We start from the raw sequence: 20,669 nt of genomic DNA, 5'->3' as shown, positions 1-20,669 counted from the left end.
TTCTTTAAGTGGGAGATAATGTCTGCACGCTCCTGGATAAGTTCAACTAAGATTCAGATGGGGATCAAACCCCACCTGAATCAAGTTTCACTTGATAAAGTCAAATAAAATAAATGGAGCTTAGGTGAAATTTATAATTAGAATAAGCAGAGGCTTTAGAATTACATTTTGTTAGTAATACTGTGGTTTGGTTGCTGTATATGCAAATTTGAAGCATTTTATTAAATCGAGTATAATTAAATATATAAATAGTGACGATAGATTTAGGAGATATATCATTTTGAATGTATAGTAAGCCAAGGAGGATAAAAAATGGCAAGACCAACAAAATTTAGAACAGTTGAGTTTTTTCCAGAAGACGATTATTTTGTGCCCTGTGGAAAACCAAAATGTGAAATAGAAGATATACTTTTAAAAGTAGAAGAACTTGAAGCAATGAGATTAAAAGATATTGAAGAGTTAAATCAAGAAGAATGTGCTGAAAAAATGCAGGTGTCTAGACAGACTTTTCAGAATATAATTGATAGCGCAAGAAGAAAAGTAGCCACAGCATTAACAGAAGGAAAAGCAATAAGAATAAGTGGTGGTCATTATACTACAAAGCTTTGTAAATTTAAATGTGCAGAATGTGAAACAATTTATGAGATAAATTATGATTCAGATAGAGCTGTTTGCCCTAGTTGTGGTTCTGATAAAGTCATGTGTAGTAAAAAAGCAGGATTTTGCAAAAACTGGTGCAGAGGAAATAAAATATAGTAATTAAATTTAAAAAAGATTAACCGGAAAGTTCATATATTTCCAGTCAATCTTTTTTTATTTATTCATGATGACAATCATGATGATCACATGAATCGCCAGAATCTACAAGAGAGCCTTTAAGCCAATTTAGGGCAACTGTGTTAATCTCTCCAGAGCATCCACGTACTACGTCAATTCCAGCATTGTTTAATACTCTTACAGCACCTTCACCCATATTACCAGCAAGCATAACCTTAACACCTATTTCGGCAAGAGTTGATGCTATATTTGATTTACAACCACAGCCAGCTGGTGATTGAACAGTTTCAGAAGCGGTTATTTGTTTATTTTGTTGATCAATAGTTAAAACAGTGAAGTACTCACAATGTCCAAAATGATCATCAATATTATTATTACGTGATGGTAATGCAATTTTCATAAAATAAACCTCCAATATTAAATTAAAATAGCATATGTAAGAAAATTATTGGCATATGCCCTTTATGTATTATAATAAACTTGTAAATAAAAGATGTCAATAATATTTGAAATATCACTATTGTTTATAAGAAAATTTAAGCTTTAAAGAAAAAAATGTGATATAATATGAAAGAAAAATAAATTAAATTTCCAGAAGGAGGTCATTAATGAAGTTAAAAAAAGCTAGTATTATAGTCTTGCTTATTATATTATGTCTTCTCGTTATAGTTGGTATAATACTATATAATTTTATTGGACCAGGCTCTAAAGATATTAAAGCATCTAAGGAATTTATATCTAAATTGTATTCAATAAATGCAATTAGTAATGAGTTTAGTTTAGAATCTATAAAGTATGAAAGAGGTAGAGTATTAAATAATGATAAAAAAATGGTTAGTAAAAGCATAGTTACTCAAAATTACGGTATAGATCTAGATAAAAACAATAATGTTATAGGATTTACTAAAAAAGAAATTCCAGTAAATACAACTAAGATTAGTTTAAAAGATGCAACAATTTTGGCAGACTCTTATATAAAAAAAATTTATGATGGAGAAGTGATATTAAAATCAATTAATGATAACATGGATGAAAGTACATTACCCTATTATTCATTTGTGTATACTAAACAGAAAAATGGATATGCGTTTTATTTTGATGAAATAAAAGTAAACATAGATAAAGAAAACGGTTTCTTGGATGGATATTCAAACTCTACAATGCAGAAAGAAAGTAAAGAGCCAACAATAAATATCAGTGAAGAAAAAGCTAAGAAGATAGCATTAGAAACTTTTGAAAAATATAATAATTCTGGAGAAGCTCGAAATAACGTTGAGTTAGTTTATGCAAATAACAGGATGGACAAGAAGGAAAATCAAATATATGAGGTTTGTTATGTTTTTACTACTGATGGCAAAAATGATAAAGGCTCATATATTTCTTGGAAAATTTTTGTTAGTGCTGAAAATGGGACTATATTAAATATATTAAAGGATGGAGCAGAAGAGGAAGTAGTAACAAATTAGATAAAAAAGAGGATAATCAACTGAAGGATTATCCTCTTTTTCTATCTAATTTAATTTGATTTTACGGCCTCATAATAGTACTTGGTTTATTTGAATTAGTGCTTCCAGGACCATTAGGATTATGAGTATTATTGCTATTAGTATTATTTGAATTAGTATTTGTATGATTGCTATTATCGTTAGTACTAGCATTTGAATTTGTTTTATTATCATTATTTTGAATAGGGGCAGTGTCTCCAATAGGTGGAGGTGCCATATTATTAGTTACAGGAGGAGCGTTTCCTTGGCTGCCATCTGTAGCTGTATTAGTTTGTGATTCAGTTCCACCTGCATCATAGGATGAAGGTAATACCATATAATAATCTGCTGTAACAGGATTTGGATGATCCTTTTTTATAAATATATTACTTTTGGTTAAAATTGATGGAGTAAGAGGACCAGCAACTTTATTAGTAAATCTATTTATATTTGCAGCAACGTGAGTTTCACATATGGTTGTAGGCTCTGTTCCATCAATAAACATTTCATCATATACTCTTCCTCTAGGATCTTGACCACATAAATCACTAGGAAGTAAACCAGAATCCTTACAAACACTAACATTTACTATACCACTAGGTTCTTGAACATCTTTTACTTCTAGGTTTTCATGAGCTTTAGCCATTAATTTTCCCCAAATGCTGGCACAACCACTAGAACTACCTTGTAGTTTTGTAGGTTTATCATAACCAACCCAAACAGCACCTGAATAATAAGCTGAAAGTCCACCAAACCATAAATCTGTTGAATTTGATGTAGTACCAGTTTTACCTGCAACAGGCATATCTCCCCATTTTGCTCCAGTAGCATTATATTCATTTACTGGACCTTTTAGCATATCGTATAAAATATATGCTGCTTGAGGTGAAAATACTTTAGTTTGTTTAGGAGTAGTGTTATCAAGTAAAACTTTACCATTAGAATCAACCACTTTTGTATATAATACTGGTTTTGTATATATACCATCATTACCAAAAGAACCATAAGCTGCAGCTAAAATACTTGTATTTCCTCCATCTCGATCATTAGGATTATTATTAAATTGGCCTAATGCTACAGAGGCAATAGAAGCTTTTGAAGCAGAATTATATTTTAAACCTAACTTTTCACCATAAGAAACACCTGTTTTTAATCCAATCTTATCCTCCATAAGTACTGCAGCAGTATTTTTCGAATGAGTAAGTGCTTCTCTTGCAGTCATAAGTCCAGCATATTCATTTGGAGAATTTAAAGGATTATAAGGTTCATTACCAGTTTTATATTTATTGCTAAAGTCATCAGGTAATGGAGCATCATCTATAGGGGTAGCGGCTGTTATTATTTTTTTATCAATCCCAGGTCCATACACAGTCAATGGTTTAGTTGACGAACCAATAGGCTTTAAGTCATTATAAGCTCTATTAAGGGATTGAGGCATTTGTTTACCACGACCTCCAACCATAGTAACAATTTGGCCTGTTTTATAATCCATAATTGTAGCAGAAGCTTGTAATAAAGGAACTCCATCTTTATCATAAGCTTCCTTATTATTGATTAGTAAATTACTATAGTCATCTAAAGTTGCTTGAGTAAAATCTTGAAGTTGTCTATTCATGGTTGTATAAATTTTAAGACCACCATTTACCATTAATTTTGATGCTTCATCGTCCGTATAGTTGTATTTCTCTTTTAAATCTTCTTTTACTTGAGCTACTGTAGGATATACGAACCATTCGTAATTTAATCTATAGTCTTTTTTACTAGATTTAAAAACTAAACCGCCATTTTTAACATCATTAACTGCTTTTTCGTAATCAGCATCGCTAATATATTGAAGTTTATGCATCATACTTAATACTGTAATAGTTCTATTAATATATGGAGTTGGATCTTTTTGATTATTTGCATTATATGCGCTGTAAGAAGTTGGTGCTTGAGTTATACCAGCAATGTATGCACATTCAATTAGGGATAAGTCAGAAGCACTTTTACTAAAATATAACAAAGATGCTGCTTCAACTCCATATGCATGACCGCCTAAAGGTATAGTATTCAAGTAAGCGGTTAATATTTGATCTTTAGTCAATCTATCTTCTAGGCTGACCGCTAAATACGCTTCTTTGATTTTTCGCTCAATAGAAAGATCATTGGTTAAAATTGTATTTTTAAGTAATTGTTGAGTTAATGTAGAAGCACCTTGCATGCCTTTTTGTCCTGTTAGCATTCTTTTGACATCTAGAAAAGCGGCACCTGCGATTCTTTGAGGGTCTATTCCATGATGGGAATAAAATCTCTCATCTTCTATAGATACAAAAGCATTTTTTAAGTTAGCAGGAATTTTGCTTGAATCAATAACATAACGTTCCTCGTCTGAATGGAGATTATCCATAAATTCTCCAGAGCTATCATATAAGCTTGAAGCTTGGTTAAGGGATAATACTTCATTGACATTAAGAGGAGGCGTAGATTTTATTATAGCAAAAGCATATCCAGCACCAACTACAAAAATTGCCATAAAACAAAATAGTAATCCAAAACATATACCTTTAAAGATTTTCCTACCTTTTTTTTGCTTAACTGGCTTTTTAGTTCTGGGAGCACTATTTGTCTTTTTTGCTTTATCGTTAATTGCCATTGTGTCCTCCTAAAATAATAAGGTTTGTAAATTAATAATATTCTATAACATTATAGCATAATTATATTATGATTAAATCAATAACTCAATATAAAGGTGTTCATAATGGAGTATTATACAAAACGGAAAAAACATAAATACATATCATTTATAATAGTTATTATCTTTATTATTGTCATATTTAACATTTTATTAATATTTTTTGATAAAAGAGTTATGCCAGCAGTAACTGAAATTGCAATGATAATGGCAAAAACTCAAACCTTAAATATTATTAATGAAAAAAGTGTGAACATTTTATCAAAAGATTTTAAATATGATGAAATGATAAAGATAGAAAAGGATAATCAAGGAAATATAATATTAATGCAGTCTGATACAGTTAAATTAAATTATATAGCAGCCGAATTATCTTCAGAATGTAATAAAGAATTAAGTGATATGAAAAATTCTGCTATACAGGTTCCTTTAGGATGGATGAGTAAACAAAGTGCCTTTTACAGCTTGGGTCCTAAAATGACAATTGAAATTGAACCCATAGGAAATATAATTACAAGTTATGAATCTAAATTTGAAAGTGCAGGAATTAACCAAACTAGACATAAAATATATTTAGATGTCAATGCAAAGGTTAAATTGAAATTACCTCTAAGAGATCAAGAGGTTGAGGTAAATACGCAAATTCCTGTATCAGATACAATAATAGTAGGAAAAATACCAAATACAACTATTGGTATTCCAACAAACGATCAGAATAAAAATTAAAGATAATGAAAATGTGTAATAAAAAAAGAAACCATAAAGGTTTCTTTTTTATTCCCAATTAAATACATATGGTACATTTCTGTAAAAATCACCATAGTTTAATCCATAACCAACTACAAATAAATCTTCAATCTCAAAGCAGCAATAATCTGGTTTGATTTCTACCTTTCTTCTAGATGGCTTGTCAAGAAGAACACATGTCTTAACGCTTGCAGGCTTTAAAGATTGTACATGCTTAACAACAAAATCCATTGTAATACCAGTATCAACAATATCATCAACGATAAGAACTTCCCATCCTTCAATGTTATCAGAAATATCATTAACCACTTTAACAGATCCAGAAGAAGTTTCAGAATCTCCATAACTTGAAGTAGTCATAAATCCTATTTTTACATTTAAGTCTATTGCTCTAGCTAAATCAGCGGCATAGACAAAGCTTCCGCGAAGTAAAGATAATAGATAAATATTTTTACCTTTATAATCTTCAGTAATAGTTTTTCCTAATTCCTTTATTCTAGAATTAATTTTTTCTTCAGAAAAAAGAATGTTACGTTTCTTATCGTCCATGTTTAAAAAACTCCTTTTATTTTTTATTTATTTTGCAACTAACATAGTACAAGGGGAAAAATATAGGATAATTGAAATTATCAATGCTCAATACTTGATGAACATTGAATGCTTATTTTCTTTGAAAATATTATAATTTTATCAAATTTTTTCAGCACACATTATTGTAGGTTTTCTATGAAATATTTCAACAAAACATAATAAATTACCTTAAATTTATCAATTGTACATTGTCAATTGTGAATTTTATAAGTTATAATTAGGGGTACTAAATAAAAAACAAGTCAAATATATAAAAAATATTGACTTATTGCTTATATAATATACCTTAATGAATTAATAGTATAAAATTATAAGAAAGTTGTCAAGATAGCTAATGTGAGGTGTTAATATGATATTTGGAAATATTGAAGGAATTAAAAAATCTATAATAGATGAACTAGAAAGTATTTATTCAATTAGAAATTTAAAGGATGAAGTATGTAATGAAGAAATTTTATATATAATTTCTAGAAGTTCAAGTTTAATTGAAAGAGAAGTAAGTGTTGGAATAAATAGAAAGGGAAATGTAACTTCTGTTGCAATAGGAGATTCTACATCTGTAGAAGTACCTCTAATAGATATAGAAGAAAAGAGATTATCAGGAATTAGGGTAATTCATACACATCCAAATGGTTACTGTAATTTATCAGCCTTAGATTTAACAGCACTACTAAAGTTAAAATTAGATGCAATTGTATCTGTAGCAATAGTAGATGGAAAAATAATTGATTTTTCATTAGGAATGCTTTCTTTATTTAATAATAAGTTGGAAGCAGAAGAAAAGAGCAATCTTTCACTAGAAGAGATAAAAACTATTCATATATTAGATAAAATAAGATTTATTGAAAATTTAATTAAAACTAATGATGTTATAGAAGATACAGAAGAAAAAGCAATATTAGTTGGTTCCGATACTAAGGAAAGTTTAGAAGAATTAGAAGAGCTTACTGAGGCTTGTAATATACCAGTTTTAAAGACAGTTTTTCAAAGTAGAAATAAAATTGATGCAGCCTTTTTTATAGGTAGAGGGAAGGTATTAGAAATTGCATCGATGAGACAGGTGGAAAGAGCAAATGTAATTATCTTTGATGATGAACTTTCAGGCTCTCAAGTTAGAAATCTTGAAGCTGCCTTAGGAGCAAAGGTAATTGATAGAACTACATTAATATTAGAAATATTTGCAACAAGAGCAAAGACCAAAGAAGCCAAAATTCAAGTAGAATTAGCTCAATTAAAATATAGAATGAGCAGATTGCAAGGTCTAGGAACAGTTTTATCTAGAACAGGTGGAGGAATAGGTACTAGAGGACCTGGAGAAAAGAAGCTTGAAACAGATAGAAGACATATAATGGAGACAGTATATAATCTTAAAGATGAACTTAAAAAAATCAAAAAAACTAGAGATATTCAAAGAGAAAAAAGAAATAAAGAAAATATTCCTAAAGTGTCCTTGGTTGGATATACAAATGCAGGAAAGTCCACTTTAAGAAATGCTCTTTGTGATTTAGCAGCTAAAAAAGAAAATGTAACTAAAGATAAAGTATTTGAAGCAAATATGCTTTTTGCAACCTTAGATACTACTACAAGGGCTATAACCTTGAGTAAGAAGGGCGTGGTTACACTCACAGATACAGTTGGTTTTGTAAGAAAGCTGCCTCATGAATTGGTAGAAGCTTTTAAATCTACATTAGAGGAAGTTATTTATTCTGATCTTTTATGTCACGTAATAGATGTAGCTTCAGATAGTGCACTAGATCAATATAAAGCAGTAAATGAAGTTTTAAATGAATTAGGTGCAATTGATAAAGAAACGATATTTGTATTAAATAAAATAGATAAAGCATCAGAGGAGCAAATAAAGGCAATCAAAGAAGAAATAGGCGAAGGTGAAATAATTGAAATTTCAGCTAGAGAAAAAATAAATTTAGAAGAACTTTTAAACCTAATTGAAGAAAAGGTTCCATACAATTATAGAAAGATTGAGTATTTAATACCATATGATAAGAGTGATGTTCAATCATATTTGCATAGAAATGCAAGGGTGCTTGAAGAAGAGTATAAAGAAAATGGTACTTTTATGATTGCAGAAGTAGATGATGAAGTTTATAACAAAACAGTTGAATATATGACTAAAGAATAAAAATTAAGCTTAATTAATATATTATATATAAGTATTAATTAAGGAATTCATAGTTATGGGTAAAAGACATTCTAAGCGTGGTTCTAAAAAAGGAAAATCAAAAAAGAATAGAGCAAAGAATAATGAATCTAATTTATCCAAAGAACAAAGCAAGCAAAAAGACAGTTATGATGAAATTGCCGAGATCTTTTTTGGTACTAAGCAAGAACAAAATTCAAATGCTAATACAAAAAATATATCAGAAGGTAGTGCGGAAAATACTTCTGAAGATGCGCCTAATAAAAACGAAACAGATGCAAAGGATACAACTACTAATATATCAGATGCGACATCTGCTGATGTCAATCAATGCTATGAAGAAATAAAAGCAAAGCAGCAGGAACTTTTAAATAATCTTAAAAATTTAAATGATGCTATATCATCTATTACTTTAACTAGAGATAATATAGCATCTCTTAGGGTTGAAGTATTAAGTAATATATATTTTACAAGGGAAGTAAGGCCTTTGATTGATGCTGTAAATCTTATAGCTTTTGCAGCTTCAAATATGTCGACTGTTGCACAAAATATAAATATTAACACCTTTGGTGATAGAAAAGAAATTAAAAATGCATTTAAATTATGTTATAGAATGAATGGCGAAGTGGAAGATTTATTAGGAGCTTTAACTAGAAGAATAAAATTATATGTTTCAGAAATAGATAGTATGGATAGAAATTGTCCACCATTTAATTATAAAGAAGATTCTTAGATTTAATTATTTAAGAATCTTTTTATAATATTTTTAAGTAGACAATTCTTTAAATAAATACATGTTTCAGTTATAATGGTAATGAGTTTTAAACAGATACTATTTACTTAGACAAAAAGGTGGAGATAAGATGTCAAAATCCATAGTGGATTATCAAAAATCCTCTGAGAAATTAATAAATACATTAAAAGATAATATGAAAGTTTTAGCTATATTTGCATTTGGAAGTATAGTTAGCGGAGATTTATGGGAAGAATCTGATATAGATTTATTTGTAGTCTATAAGGATGTTTTTGATGAAGTTAGAGATGTATATTCAGAAATGTTAGATATACCTGTACATATGAAAGTACTAAGTAGAGAAAGATTTTTGGAATTATATAACTGTGATGGAGATAAAGGAAAAATAAGAAATTTATTGATATCCTCTAAAATGATATTTTCAAGAGATGATGAGGTAGAAAATATTTTTAATAAAGCAAAATATAGTTCTGATAAGTATAAAGAAATATGGGATTTAGTATATTTGGGGAATATAATTAAGGATATTAGAGTTACTAAAAAGTATTTACAAAATGATAGTATATTTACTTGCTACGAAGTGATAATTAGGGCATTAGATAGTTTTGCTAAATTATACTTAAACTTAAATGGGTATAGTGTAGTTAAGGATGCAGTTAAAATGGTTATGAATTTGAATAATACTTTTAATAAATTAATAAAGGAACTGTATAATAATAAATGTACAAAGGAAAATATACAGTATAGTATTGATTATATAAATGATTTTTTAGATGAAAATATAGCTGAGGCGGCTAAACTTTTGTTAGATTATCTATACGATAAAGGGATATTTATAAGTTCATATGAAATAAAGAACAGCCAGCTCTTTAAAGAATTTGATATAAAAATAGAAGATATTTTAAAGGAATTATATAAAAGAAATTTAATAATAAAGGATACTAAAAATTTGGAACTGCCATTTAATGAAAATTTAGTATGTGAAAATGTATATTCATATAAAGTTTACATATAATTTGAAATAAAGATTGTACATCTCAATTTGAGAAATTCTTAATGGATTTCAAAGTTAATTGAGTATTGACAATTGGTATATAATCATTTGAATGGTTTTGTGACAGGAGCGAAATTATGGATATCTATAAAAATTTTAAATTTAAAGAAGATGAGACACCAAAATACGTTCAGGTAGCTAATTATATAAAGAATTTAATTGACAAGCGGAAAATAAAAGAAGGGGATAAGCTTCCAACCATAAGGGATTTATCAAAGAAGCTTGGAGTTAACAATGTAACAATAGTTAGTGCATATAATAAACTTAAGCTTGAGGGGTATGCATACCAAAAGGTTGGAAGTGGAAGTTATGCTAAAAGAAAAGAAGTTGCTTCTAGTTTAAGAAAAGAATATTCAAATGCATTAAAAAAGATATCTACAGAAGATTTAGAAAAAGTGATAGATTTTACAGGTGAAACTACAGGTGAAATATTATTTCCTATTGATGATTTAAAGACTATTATTAATGAAGTACTAGAAAGAGATGGTGCAAAAGCTCTATTTTCAGATAATAGAAATGGATATGAAAGACTAATAGCTACAATTAATAAAGTTTTTTGGAATGACAAATTAAAAAATGAAGATGTGATAATTGTATCAGGAGCTCAGCAAGGAATTGATATAGCATCAAAAGGAATATTAAATATTAATGATAATATAATAGTTGAAAAGCCAACTTATGTAGGGGCATTATCAGTCTTTAAGTGGAGAAAGGTTAATTTATTTGAGGTTCCAATTGAAGAAGATGGCGTGAATTTAGATAAATTCGAAAAAATACTCCAAAAGAATGAAATAAAATGTTTTTATACAATGAGCTATTTTCAGAATCCTACAGGAATAAGTTATAGTTTAGAAAAGAAAAAAAGAATTTTAGAACTTGCTGAAATTTATGATTTTTACATAATTGAAGATGATTATTTGTCTGAACTCATATATGAAAGTTCTTTAGAATATATTCCATTTAAATGGCTTGATAAAAAAGATAGGGTAATATATATAAAAAGTTTTTCTAAAATCTTTCTTCCTGGAATACGCTTAGGTTATTTAATAGCACCTACAATTTTCAGAGAAACTCTTCAAAATTCAAAGCATAATACGGATATAACTACTTCAAGTCTAATGCAGAGAGCTTTAGAATCATATATTTCAGGTGAGAAATGGAAAAATAATATTAAAAATTTAAATGATGAATATATAAAAAGATATAATTGTATGAAAGACTTGCTAAACAAGGACTTTAAGGATATATTAGTATACAAAGAACCTAAAGGTGGGTTGAATTTTTATATAACATTAAGGGAAAATTTTAAAATAAATACAACAGAACTTTTCACTCGCCTAAAGAAAAGAAAAGTATACATTACACCTGGAGCTATGTTTTTTACAGTACAAGATCAAGGACAAGACTCTTTTAGAATATCCTTTTATCAGACAAATGAAGCTAAAATTAAAAAAGGATTAACAATATTAAAAGAGGAGTTGTTACTATTAAAAGAACCTCATAAGTAAGATTTTTCTTTAATTCACTTTTAGAAGATCTAAAATTGAGTACTACTATTTGAAATTTATATGGGTAAAATAATGAAAAGGAGTAAATAGAGATGTCTTACATTACAATAAGAGGTTTAGGTGAAGATAGGTTTGAAGAAAAGAAGTCGGAATTTATTGGCTATGCAAAGAGAGTGGAGACTGAGGAAGAGGCAAAGGCTTTTATAGCAGAGATAAAGAATATGCATAAGCAGGCAAGACATAATTGCTCAGCTTACATAATTGGACAAAATATGAATATACAAAAATATTCTGATGATGGGGAGCCACAAGGTACCGCAGGAATACCTATACTTGAAGTGTTGAAAAAAAGCAGAGTAACAGATTGCGCAATAGTTGTTACCAGATACTTTGGTGGGATACTTTTAGGAACTGGTGGATTAACCAGAGCGTATACAAAAGGTGCAAGCATAGCAATAAAAGCTGCTGGAATAGTAGAAAAAGTTGATGGTATTAAATTGAGTTTTGAAATGGAATATGATTTATTTGGAAAAATTCAACATTTATGTTCTCAAAAGAACTTGCATATAGAGGAAACAGAGTATACCGATAAAGTAATAGTTCACATTTTATCGGAAAAAACACTTTCTGAAGATATTAAAAATGAAATGATTGAGGCTGCTAATGGGAAAATAATAATTCATGAAAGTGAGGCAGGGATTTATTTTAAAGAAGGAAATAGGCTATATAAAGAACTTTGAAGCTTAAAATGAATTAAGATAAATGGGGGCTTACGATGTATAAATATATGGAATTTTATGAACATATCGAAAAGTTGAAAAAAGATGAGAATTATATTCAGTATTTTAGAAATTATGCTATAAAGAATATGATGTCAGATTTCAAATATGTAAAAGAGGTCCTTGAATATATTCTTGAACTAACCCGAAAGTGGAAGTATAAATTTGCTGAACATTGGTGTTTAACTTATATTGGTTGGTGTGAAAATTGTGCTAATGATTTTTTGAAAGCATCTACTACTCATTTGATTGCTAATGATTTCTTTGAAAAAGAGCAATGTGTAGAAGGAATAATTGTATCTTGTAATGCTCTGCTTTCAGATTATTTGAATTTAGGAGAATTAGAACTAGCAATAAGAAATGGAATGAGAGGAATAGAATTAGCTACTGAAGAAGAAGATGAAAAAAATTTGGTTTCTTTACTTTTGAATACCGCTGAAACTTATGTTGAAAGCGAAAACTATGATGAAGCTTTGGATTTAGTGGAAAGATTAAAAAATGATAATTATAATCTTGCTCCTGAAAGTGAAGTTGTAATACTTAGTGTTTTATCCAAGTGTGCTCTATATAATGGAGATTATAATGAGGCTTATGAATATTGTAATACAGCATTAACTATTATGAATGGAATTAATTATATAATAGATAGAGAAGAATTTATGGGCACAAGAGCATTAATAAATTATCGAGTAGGAAATATTGAAGAAGCTATAAAGGAATTTGAAGAAATAATTAAAATTACTACAGAAAATAATGATTCTTTTTATAAAATTAAGACTGCTATAAGATGGGCAAAGTGCTATTTTAATTTAAAACAATATGAATTAGCAAAAGAAAAATTATTTATTGCAATTAATGATGAAAATCTAGCTTCTTATATAAAGTTCAGAGTTCAAGCTTATGAAATGCTTAAGAATATTTATAGTAATATGGGTGACTTTGAAAAAGCATATAAAGCCTTTGAAAAATATGATGAATATAAAAAAGAAGCAAATACAAATCATAGCAATTTATGTCTTTCTATTTTAAGATATAAGAGTGCAGCTAAGGAAGCTAAAACCTATAAATCCTTATATAAAAAAATGGATTTGATATCAACAGTAGGTAGAAAAATAACCGCAAGCTTAGGGATGAAGCAGCTTGTAAGATTGATTTATAATGAAATTGGAAAAGTTGTAGCAGCAGATGTGGTTGGGGTTGGTTTATATAATAAGGAAAAAAATAGACTTGTTTATGAGACTTTTATAGAAAAAGGAGAAGAAGTTGAATATAAGGAATTATCTCTTGATAACAAAGCAAGTTTGGGTGTGTATAGTTTTTTAACTAAAAAAGAAGTTGTGATAAATGACATTGTCAATGAATATTGGAAGTATGTTGATATATTACCTTTGGATATAGAAAGAATAGATAAATATCCTGCTTCAATAATATATCTACCAATTTTATTAGAGGATAAGCCGATAGCAGTTTTAACAGTACAAAGCAATGCAAAAAATGTTTATGCAAGTAGTGATATATTTGCATTGAGAATATTGGCTTCGTATATTGCTATTGCAATTGAAAATGGAAAGCTCTTCGATGAAGTGAATTATTTTGCCAATAATGATATGCTTACAAAAATTCTAAATCGTAATAAAATTATAAGACAAGGTGAAGAATTAGTCAGAAATAGATCTAAAACCAATAGTAAACTATCGATAATAATGATGGATGTAGATTATTTTAAAAAAATTAATGATACTTATGGACACTATGTTGGTGATATTGTACTTAAAGGAATAGCTAAAATATCTAAAAAACAAATTAAGGATATTGGATTCGTTGGAAGGTATGGTGGAGAAGAATTTTTGATTTTACTCCCTAAATTAGATTTAGAAAATGCGAAGAAGATTGCTGAACTTATAAGAGAAACAGTTGAAAAATCAGAATATGAAATAAAAGATGGAATCTATGGGAAAGTGACTGTGAGTTTGGGGGTGTATGAGTTCAGTGAAAGTGATCAGCTGCTGATAGATGGACTAAAAAAAGCTGATATGGCGCTTTATAAGGCTAAAGATATGGGGAGAAATATAAGTGTTAGTTTTGATGAATGTAAAGAAAGTGATGGGAATTAAGAAAATAAAGAACATGTGTGACCGGTAACACATGTTTTTTAATGAGTGAATATAATATGGAAATTGTAAATTCATAGATTACATGGTATAATATTTGATGGTTTAATTTTCAAGTTGATTGATTAAATCTACTATAATTAAGCAAATTACAGGAAATAAAGTAAGGAGGAAAGCATATGTCAGGACACTCAAAGTGGCATAACATTCAAGCAAAAAAAGGTAAGACAGATGCAGCAAGAGGAAAGGTATTTACTAAGCTTGGTAAAGAAATTGTTGTGGCTGTTAAAAATGGTGGAGCTAGTACAGATACAAATGCAAAATTAAGAGATGTAATTGCAAAAGCAAAGGCTGCGAATATGCCTAATGATACAATAGCAAAAGCAATTAAAAAAGCATCTGGTGAATTGTCATCAGTTAATTATGAAAATATAGTTTATGAAGGTTATGGCCCTAGTGGGGTAGCTGTAATAGTTGAAACTCTTACTGATAATAAAAATAGATCTGCTGGAAATGTAAGAAGTGCATTTACTAAAGGTGGCGGAAATATGGGAACATCTGGTTGTGTAGCATTCATGTTCCAAGAAAAGGGAGAACTTATCATTGAAAAAGGTGATAGGGATGAAGAAGAAATGATGATGCTGGCTTTAGATGCAGGAGCAGAAGATTTCTCAGCTGATGAAGAAGAAGTATTTGTAGTAACAACGTTGCCAGAAGATTTTGGGACAGTTAGAGAAGCATTAGAAGCAGAAGGAATTGAATTCCTAGAGGCAGCTGTTAAGATGATTCCAGATACTTATACAGCAATTAATGAAGATGAAGCAAAGAAATTCCAAAAGATGTTAAACTTACTTGATGAAGATGATGATGTTCAAGAGGTGTATCACAACGCTGAATTCCCAGAAGGATGGGATGAATAGTAGGTTAAAGTAATTGGTACGACTTGATTTCAAAGGTTTGTGAAAAATTGTAAAGACTAATATTGATTACGATGTACATTAAATTTTGTAAAATAGATTGATGTATGTTATGTTTTAAAAACCATTTTCTATCTAAACAGATAGGGAGTGGTTTTTTTGCTGTTAAAAGATTTATTGGAAGAATTTATTTTAGAACTACAAATACAAAATTACAGTCCAAGAACTATAAAGAGCTATAGAAATAATAATTTATTAATGTTTACTTTTATAGAGAAGAAATTTGATTTGAAGAATATTGAAAAGATAAAGACAGTTCATATAAAAGCATATATAAAATTTTTACAAGTTAAAGGAAATAAAGTTATCTATATTAATGGGGTTATAAAGTCCTTTAGAGCATTTTTTAAGTATGCAGTGAAAGAAGATGCCATAGAAACTAATCCTATGATTAATATAAGCTGGTTAAGAGAAAAGAAAACATTAATAAATGCATTTACAAATGAAGAAGTAGAGAGAATGATGAAAGTTTATACAGGAAGTGACTATCTAATAATTAGAAACAAGTTAATAATGGCTTTCTTGCTAGACACTGGAGTACGTTGTTTGGAGTTATGTTCAATAAAAAATTCAGATGTTAGAGAAAATAATTTACTTATAAAAAATGGTAAGGGAAATAAGCAAAGGATGGTTGCAATTAGTCCTTATGTAAAGAAGTTGATTCTAAGATATGTAAGATGTAGAGACAATAGGTTTAAAGATAGAATTATAGACGATAGCACACCATTCTTTTTATCTTATAGGTTTAAAGCATTAACAGTTGAAGGGATTGAAAGAGTTGTTAAGATATGTGGGAAGAAAGCTAACATTAGGAAAGACTTGAGGTGTAGCCCTCACACATGCAGACATTATTTCGCTCAAGCACAACTCAGAAATGGTCTTGACGTATATTCACTTAGTAGATTACTAGGACATGAAAATATATCTATAACCAAGCGATATTTGCAGTCTATAAATGATGGGGACATCGTTGAGATGAGTGTAAGAACTAGTCCTTTGATGAATCTAAGAAAGTAGGGGAATAGTGTTAGAAATAGTTATACCACAAGATAAGAAGACATTAGATTAAATAAAAAATAGATAGGTTACTTTGGAGAGTAATCTATCTACCTAAACTACAATTAAATATAGTTTATAATCTGTACCATCTTATTCAAATGGTAACATAATCTCGATAAAATTATGATATCACAAATTTTTCAAAAAATAAAGATGCTATGGTTTATTTAGTTCGCAAAATTTTAAGGTGAACTTTACTTGCTATGCGGTGGGACAAGTATAAAATATCCCATAGGTTACATAAAGCCGATGCAGTAAAGTTTATGGGGAGCAATTACCTTAGAGCCAATGCCCAAAGGCTTTATAATTAGGGTGGTGGAATAACAATTGATGCTACTTACATATGGACAGGGTTGTTAGTGTCTAGTAACAATATGTAGGCTTGTTGATGAAACTCGTAAACAGACTCAACAATGATAAAGTCGTGAAATATCGGCTTTCTTATATCCAAAATCTGAAAAACTCCTCAACAATAGCAAGCCTTAATTCTAAAATCAAGCTTAACTTTTAAAATTATTTAGTAAATTTCAAGTCTTTTATTAGAAGTATCTCAAATAGAAACTATCTAGTGCATTATGGATTACAAACCACTTGTTACATAAGCTACATATAAGCAAAGTAAGCATAAAAATTCTTAATAATTAGATATTATACAATATTAATTATTTATATTTTTATTGGCTTTGTTAGTGGTGTCACTAACATTTTTGATAAACCCCACATTAAACCTACAATATCTAAACTCTAAGTACTATAAAGGTTATTTGAAACTTATTTTAATATTTTGATTATAGAATCATTATGGATAATAATACATAATATTGAATTTTATAAAAAATAGGTATATAATAGGAAATATAATCATAAAAAGGAAGGAATGAAAAGAATATGAAAAAACAAAAATAAAACTATTGGCAGTTGTAGCAATCTTAACGACTGTAATTGGGACAACTTCTATTCCTGCATTTGCAACTACTACAAATGGGACTTTAATTAAATCTTCTATTAAAAACAATACACTAACAAAAGATTCTTATATTTCATGGTTTAACGAAAAAATAAAAAAATCTACTGGAAGTGAAAAAGCTGATTTAAAAACTGCATTAAGTCAATTTAAAGCATTAACAAAAGAAAAACAAGATAAATTTATTGAATATCTTAACAATCCAGAAATTATGTCTAATGCTATTAAGACTGCAAATAATGCTGTAAAACAAGAGGTTAAAAAGTCATCTTTAGCTTCTCTTAATAGTTCAAGTCAATCAACATCTAATAAGGTTTTTAAATATAATGACGATATAAAAGTTACAGTAAGTTCAAATGTTGAAGATACTGATAAGTCAAATAAAAGTAATAGTATTAGTAAATCATCTTATGGAGATGCTCAAGAACATAAAGTAACAGGAACATATAAAGATGCTATCACACTTTTTGATGTTGATGTTTTTCAAGCCATAATATGGGTAAAATATACTCATAATGGTGATGAAGTTTTATCTGTAGATGATGGTAACGCATATACAGGGAAAAATTACAGTCCTCTTTTAGATACTAATTGGAGTGATGTATCTTTAGATTATAATTCACAAAAAGCATGGGCTACATCCGATGTTACATTTAGTCTTATATGGAAAGGGCTAGGAGTTAAATATGGAAGTGCTGAACTTGGTGTACAGGGAGATGTTAACAAAAACATTGAAGGTTGGACAACTCCCCAATAATTATGTTAGAGGTGATTTGAATATTAAATAATAAAATAAAGAAAGTAATAAAATATATATTATTTTTAATACTTATTATAATTATTTGCTTATGGATATTTAGTATACTTATTGCGAAAAAATTTCTGTCATAATAGTATTATATCAAAAATCTAATTAGCAATTATTAGATAAAGGAACAGTAAGAAAATTCTCTTACTATTCCTTTATTTTTATATTATAGTAGGTGTCTCAACGTTGGGACAGTTTAAAATATTTGCACTACTTGATTTACCAATTGAATCACGTGAAGATTTTATATCTCAATCACATAAAATAAAAAGGATAATCTGTTAATGGGTAACAGCTTATCTTGAATACTGGGTTATATTTATTATTTAAGGGGTAAATAATAATGCTTTAACTACTTTATAGCTTTATTATAATAATTATTTGTGACAGGATTATGACAAGTTAAGAATATTTTTATAGGTTAGGAAGTTTCTTTGAAGTTGTAAGATGAAAGTAGACATTAAAAAAGTATGTCTACTTTTTTGTTATAATAAAAAATAAGAGGATGTGATTAAATGGGAATAGGAAGACCAAAAGGTGGGTCTAATCGCAAATGGGACAAAGAAGATAAGCTCAGAATTGTGAAACGTTATTTAAATGAAGGTATTGGAAGAATAGCTTTAGCAAAGGAAGAAAATATTTCAGGTGGTATGTTGTATATTTGGATTCAAAAATATCTAGATGAAGGTGAACAGGGATTAGTAAATAATAAGAAAAAAGGTAACCATTATGCTGCAATTCATACTAGTAAAACGTTAAGTGAAGTTGATCGGCTACGCTTGATAGTAGCTAAACAGGAGGTCGAAATTGAACGATTAAAAAAAGGTTACTTAGTGAAAGGAGCTGGTGCAAACAAGGAATTTGTTATTACAAAAGATGTGAGTTTGAAATAATTGATTCGTTAAGAGAAAAATATCCAATAAAGTTTTTATGTGAATTAATGAGTGTGAATCGTTCTAGTTATTATAAATGGTTATCAAGAAAAAATCACTTAAATAGGCATCAAAAAGTTAGACAGACATTAACTGAATTGCTAAAAATAGCTCATGAAAAGTATAAATCATATGGATATCATAGGTTGGCTACTATCGTTCGCCGTGAAACGGATTTGATATTTTCAGATAATCTTGCGCACAAATGTTGTAAATATTCAGGAATCAAATCTAAAGCACGTCGTCGTAAATATCGTAAACACGGAGATGAACATGTTTTTTATCCTAATATTATTAATGGAAAATGGAATGCAGTTAAGCCGCTTGAATTAGCAGTTTCCGATATGACATGTATAAAACATAGAGGACAAAATTATGAATGGACATATATGCTTGATACTTTTAATAATGAAATTATAGCATATGATATTTCTAAAAAAGTTGGTGACAGAAAGCCATACTTTAATTGCTTGGAACAACTAAAGAAAAAAATTGAGAAACAAACAACCCAGACAATTTTGCACACTGATCAGGGTACTGTTTATTCCTCAAGAGCATTTCGTGAAGCTCATAAAGATTATAACATAATTCGCTCAATGTCGCGAGCAGGAACGCCTACTGATAATCCTATTATTGAATCAATTAACGGTTGGATCAAAGCAGAAATGATAACTGATTTTAGATATTGGGAAGAAGATAATATTTATGAATTTATTGATAAGTATATAAACTACTACAATTTTGAACGACCAGCTTATAGTCTAAAGTATAAAACCCCTGTTCAATTTAAGATTGAACAAGGGTTTGGTTAAACATGCCTTTTTTCTGTCTACTTTTAGTTGACAACTTCAAAAGGCATTACCTATAGAATTAGGTTCTACATTTAAAAAGATAGAAGCTGTAATTGATAAAAAAAGTACAGTTCTAAATGATACTGGAGAAATAGTTGATACACATGACCAGTATCAATTTATAGTTCCAAGTTTAGATTCAAACAATAAAAGTAATAATGTTGGATTTTCAAAGATTATTTATGATGGTGGATTATATAATATTATTTCGATTGATACTACAAGAGAAGATTTAATAATATATGTTTGTAAATTCATAGAAGTATATAATCCTCATGTATATGAAATTACTTTGTCTTCAAGTTCAGCAAGTTTTGTTGAAAGTGCAACATATCAAATTAGTAATGTAGTATGTAAGGACAATGGAACTGTAGTAACAAATCCAGTATTAACTAATACATTAGATATATCATTTAGTTTGGATTCTGTAGGTCAGTAGCT

At 28.8% G+C, this 20,669-nt stretch carries 18 protein-coding genes; 15 read left to right on the top strand and 3 right to left on the bottom strand.

The window, feature by feature from the left end:
• Positions 1 to 312 precede the first annotated feature (312 nt).
• Positions 313 to 756 carry a DUF134 domain-containing protein gene (locus CSPA_RS21755; RefSeq protein WP_015394544.1) on the top strand — a complete coding sequence of 148 codons (444 nt, stop codon included), beginning with the start codon at positions 313 to 315 and terminating at the stop codon, positions 754 to 756.
• A 61-nt stretch (positions 757 to 817) separates the two neighbouring features.
• On the opposite strand, the gene CSPA_RS21750 is transcribed toward CSPA_RS21755, so the two are convergent.
• A complete protein-coding gene (locus CSPA_RS21750) occupies positions 818 to 1,177 on the bottom strand; it encodes a NifB/NifX family molybdenum-iron cluster-binding protein (protein ID WP_015394543.1) in 360 nt (119 codons plus the stop codon).
• 208 nt (positions 1,178 to 1,385) lie between these two features.
• Here CSPA_RS21750 and CSPA_RS21745 point away from each other — a divergent pair, with 208 nt between their 5' ends.
• Positions 1,386 to 2,243, top strand: a complete 858-nt coding sequence (locus CSPA_RS21745; RefSeq protein ID WP_015394542.1) for a PepSY domain-containing protein — start codon at positions 1,386 to 1,388, stop codon at positions 2,241 to 2,243.
• 61 nt (positions 2,244 to 2,304) lie between these two features.
• On the opposite strand, the gene CSPA_RS21740 is transcribed toward CSPA_RS21745, so the two are convergent.
• The gene (locus CSPA_RS21740) at positions 2,305 to 4,896 is read right to left on the bottom strand and encodes a transglycosylase domain-containing protein (RefSeq protein ID WP_015394541.1); all 2,592 of its coding nucleotides are present in this window, start codon (positions 4,894 to 4,896) and stop codon (positions 2,305 to 2,307) included.
• Between the two features lie 105 nt (positions 4,897 to 5,001).
• On the opposite strand from CSPA_RS21740, the gene yunB reads away from it, so the two are divergent.
• Positions 5,002 to 5,661 carry a sporulation protein YunB gene (yunB, locus tag CSPA_RS21735; RefSeq protein ID WP_015394540.1) on the top strand — a complete coding sequence of 220 codons (660 nt, stop codon included), beginning with the start codon at positions 5,002 to 5,004 and terminating at the stop codon, positions 5,659 to 5,661.
• 48 nt (positions 5,662 to 5,709) lie between these two features.
• Here the strand turns inward: yunB and hpt are convergent, their stop codons facing one another.
• Positions 5,710 to 6,231: a hypoxanthine phosphoribosyltransferase gene (hpt, locus tag CSPA_RS21730; RefSeq protein ID WP_015394539.1), complete on the bottom strand. Its 522-nt coding sequence runs from the start codon at positions 6,229 to 6,231 to the stop codon at positions 5,710 to 5,712.
• Positions 6,232 to 6,622: 391 nt separating this feature from the next.
• Between hpt and hflX the strand changes: the two genes are divergently transcribed.
• The 12 genes from hflX to CSPA_RS29835 all read left to right on the top strand — a co-directional run bounded on the left by hflX (position 6,623) and on the right by CSPA_RS29835 (position 20,667).
• A complete protein-coding gene (gene hflX / locus CSPA_RS21725; RefSeq protein ID WP_015394538.1) occupies positions 6,623 to 8,413 on the top strand; it encodes a GTPase HflX in 1,791 nt (596 codons plus the stop codon).
• Positions 8,414 to 8,468: 55 nt separating this feature from the next.
• Positions 8,469 to 9,164, top strand: a complete 696-nt coding sequence (locus CSPA_RS21720; protein ID WP_015394537.1) for a hypothetical protein — start codon at positions 8,469 to 8,471, stop codon at positions 9,162 to 9,164.
• A 130-nt stretch (positions 9,165 to 9,294) separates the two neighbouring features.
• Positions 9,295 to 10,200, top strand: a complete 906-nt coding sequence (locus CSPA_RS21715; RefSeq protein ID WP_015394536.1) for a nucleotidyltransferase domain-containing protein — start codon at positions 9,295 to 9,297, stop codon at positions 10,198 to 10,200.
• A 116-nt stretch (positions 10,201 to 10,316) separates the two neighbouring features.
• Positions 10,317 to 11,747 carry an aminotransferase-like domain-containing protein gene (locus CSPA_RS21710; protein WP_015394535.1) on the top strand — a complete coding sequence of 477 codons (1,431 nt, stop codon included), beginning with the start codon at positions 10,317 to 10,319 and terminating at the stop codon, positions 11,745 to 11,747.
• 92 nt (positions 11,748 to 11,839) lie between these two features.
• Positions 11,840 to 12,487, top strand: coding sequence for a YigZ family protein (locus CSPA_RS21705; RefSeq protein WP_015394534.1), 648 nt, complete (start codon positions 11,840 to 11,842; stop codon positions 12,485 to 12,487).
• A gap of 35 nt (positions 12,488 to 12,522) precedes the next feature.
• Positions 12,523 to 14,640: a sensor domain-containing diguanylate cyclase gene (locus CSPA_RS21700; RefSeq protein ID WP_015394533.1), complete on the top strand. Its 2,118-nt coding sequence runs from the start codon at positions 12,523 to 12,525 to the stop codon at positions 14,638 to 14,640.
• A gap of 176 nt (positions 14,641 to 14,816) precedes the next feature.
• The gene (locus CSPA_RS21695) at positions 14,817 to 15,557 is read left to right on the top strand and encodes a YebC/PmpR family DNA-binding transcriptional regulator (protein WP_015394532.1); all 741 of its coding nucleotides are present in this window, start codon (positions 14,817 to 14,819) and stop codon (positions 15,555 to 15,557) included.
• Between the two features lie 156 nt (positions 15,558 to 15,713).
• The gene (locus CSPA_RS21690; protein WP_015394531.1) at positions 15,714 to 16,631 is read left to right on the top strand and encodes a tyrosine-type recombinase/integrase; all 918 of its coding nucleotides are present in this window, start codon (positions 15,714 to 15,716) and stop codon (positions 16,629 to 16,631) included.
• 953 nt (positions 16,632 to 17,584) lie between these two features.
• On the top strand, positions 17,585 to 18,394 hold the full coding sequence (locus CSPA_RS21685; protein ID WP_015394530.1) for a hypothetical protein: 810 nt from the start codon (positions 17,585 to 17,587) through the stop codon (positions 18,392 to 18,394).
• A 566-nt stretch (positions 18,395 to 18,960) separates the two neighbouring features.
• Complete coding sequence (locus CSPA_RS21680; RefSeq protein ID WP_015394529.1) at positions 18,961 to 19,338, top strand: transposase; 378 nt, start codon at positions 18,961 to 18,963, stop codon at positions 19,336 to 19,338.
• Positions 19,260 to 20,189, top strand: a complete 930-nt coding sequence (locus CSPA_RS21675) for an IS3 family transposase (protein WP_200864805.1) — start codon at positions 19,260 to 19,262, stop codon at positions 20,187 to 20,189. The genes CSPA_RS21680 and CSPA_RS21675 overlap by 79 nt, the downstream gene beginning before the upstream one ends.
• A 331-nt stretch (positions 20,190 to 20,520) precedes the next feature.
• Complete coding sequence (locus CSPA_RS29835) at positions 20,521 to 20,667, top strand: hypothetical protein (protein ID WP_017810418.1); 147 nt, start codon at positions 20,521 to 20,523, stop codon at positions 20,665 to 20,667.
• Positions 20,668 to 20,669 lie beyond the last annotated feature (2 nt).

It is taken from the genome of Clostridium saccharoperbutylacetonicum N1-4(HMT) (genome assembly GCF_000340885.1).
In the GTDB taxonomy this organism is placed as follows: domain Bacteria; phylum Bacillota; class Clostridia; order Clostridiales; family Clostridiaceae; genus Clostridium; species Clostridium saccharoperbutylacetonicum.
This window is presented reverse-complemented; position numbering and strand designations above follow the sequence as displayed.

What these genes read in the sequence shown, in the direction of transcription:
- CSPA_RS21755 (WP_015394544.1), top strand. Translation starts at nt 313, where the DNA reads ATGGCAAGACCAACAAAATTTAGAACAGTTGAGTTTTTTCCAGAAGAC.
- CSPA_RS21750 (WP_015394543.1), bottom strand. Translation starts at nt 1,177, where the DNA reads ATGAAAATTGCATTACCATCACGTAATAATAATATTGATGATCATTTT.
- CSPA_RS21745 (WP_015394542.1), top strand. Translation starts at nt 1,386, where the DNA reads ATGAAGTTAAAAAAAGCTAGTATTATAGTCTTGCTTATTATATTATGT.
- CSPA_RS21740 (WP_015394541.1), bottom strand. Translation starts at nt 4,896, where the DNA reads ATGGCAATTAACGATAAAGCAAAAAAGACAAATAGTGCTCCCAGAACT.
- yunB (WP_015394540.1), top strand. Translation starts at nt 5,002, where the DNA reads ATGGAGTATTATACAAAACGGAAAAAACATAAATACATATCATTTATA.
- hpt (WP_015394539.1), bottom strand. Translation starts at nt 6,231, where the DNA reads ATGGACGATAAGAAACGTAACATTCTTTTTTCTGAAGAAAAAATTAAT.
- hflX (WP_015394538.1), top strand. Translation starts at nt 6,623, where the DNA reads ATGATATTTGGAAATATTGAAGGAATTAAAAAATCTATAATAGATGAA.
- CSPA_RS21720 (WP_015394537.1), top strand. Translation starts at nt 8,469, where the DNA reads ATGGGTAAAAGACATTCTAAGCGTGGTTCTAAAAAAGGAAAATCAAAA.
- CSPA_RS21715 (WP_015394536.1), top strand. Translation starts at nt 9,295, where the DNA reads ATGTCAAAATCCATAGTGGATTATCAAAAATCCTCTGAGAAATTAATA.
- CSPA_RS21710 (WP_015394535.1), top strand. Translation starts at nt 10,317, where the DNA reads ATGGATATCTATAAAAATTTTAAATTTAAAGAAGATGAGACACCAAAA.
- CSPA_RS21705 (WP_015394534.1), top strand. Translation starts at nt 11,840, where the DNA reads ATGTCTTACATTACAATAAGAGGTTTAGGTGAAGATAGGTTTGAAGAA.
- CSPA_RS21700 (WP_015394533.1), top strand. Translation starts at nt 12,523, where the DNA reads ATGTATAAATATATGGAATTTTATGAACATATCGAAAAGTTGAAAAAA.
- CSPA_RS21695 (WP_015394532.1), top strand. Translation starts at nt 14,817, where the DNA reads ATGTCAGGACACTCAAAGTGGCATAACATTCAAGCAAAAAAAGGTAAG.
- CSPA_RS21680 (WP_015394529.1), top strand. Translation starts at nt 18,961, where the DNA reads ATGGGAATAGGAAGACCAAAAGGTGGGTCTAATCGCAAATGGGACAAA.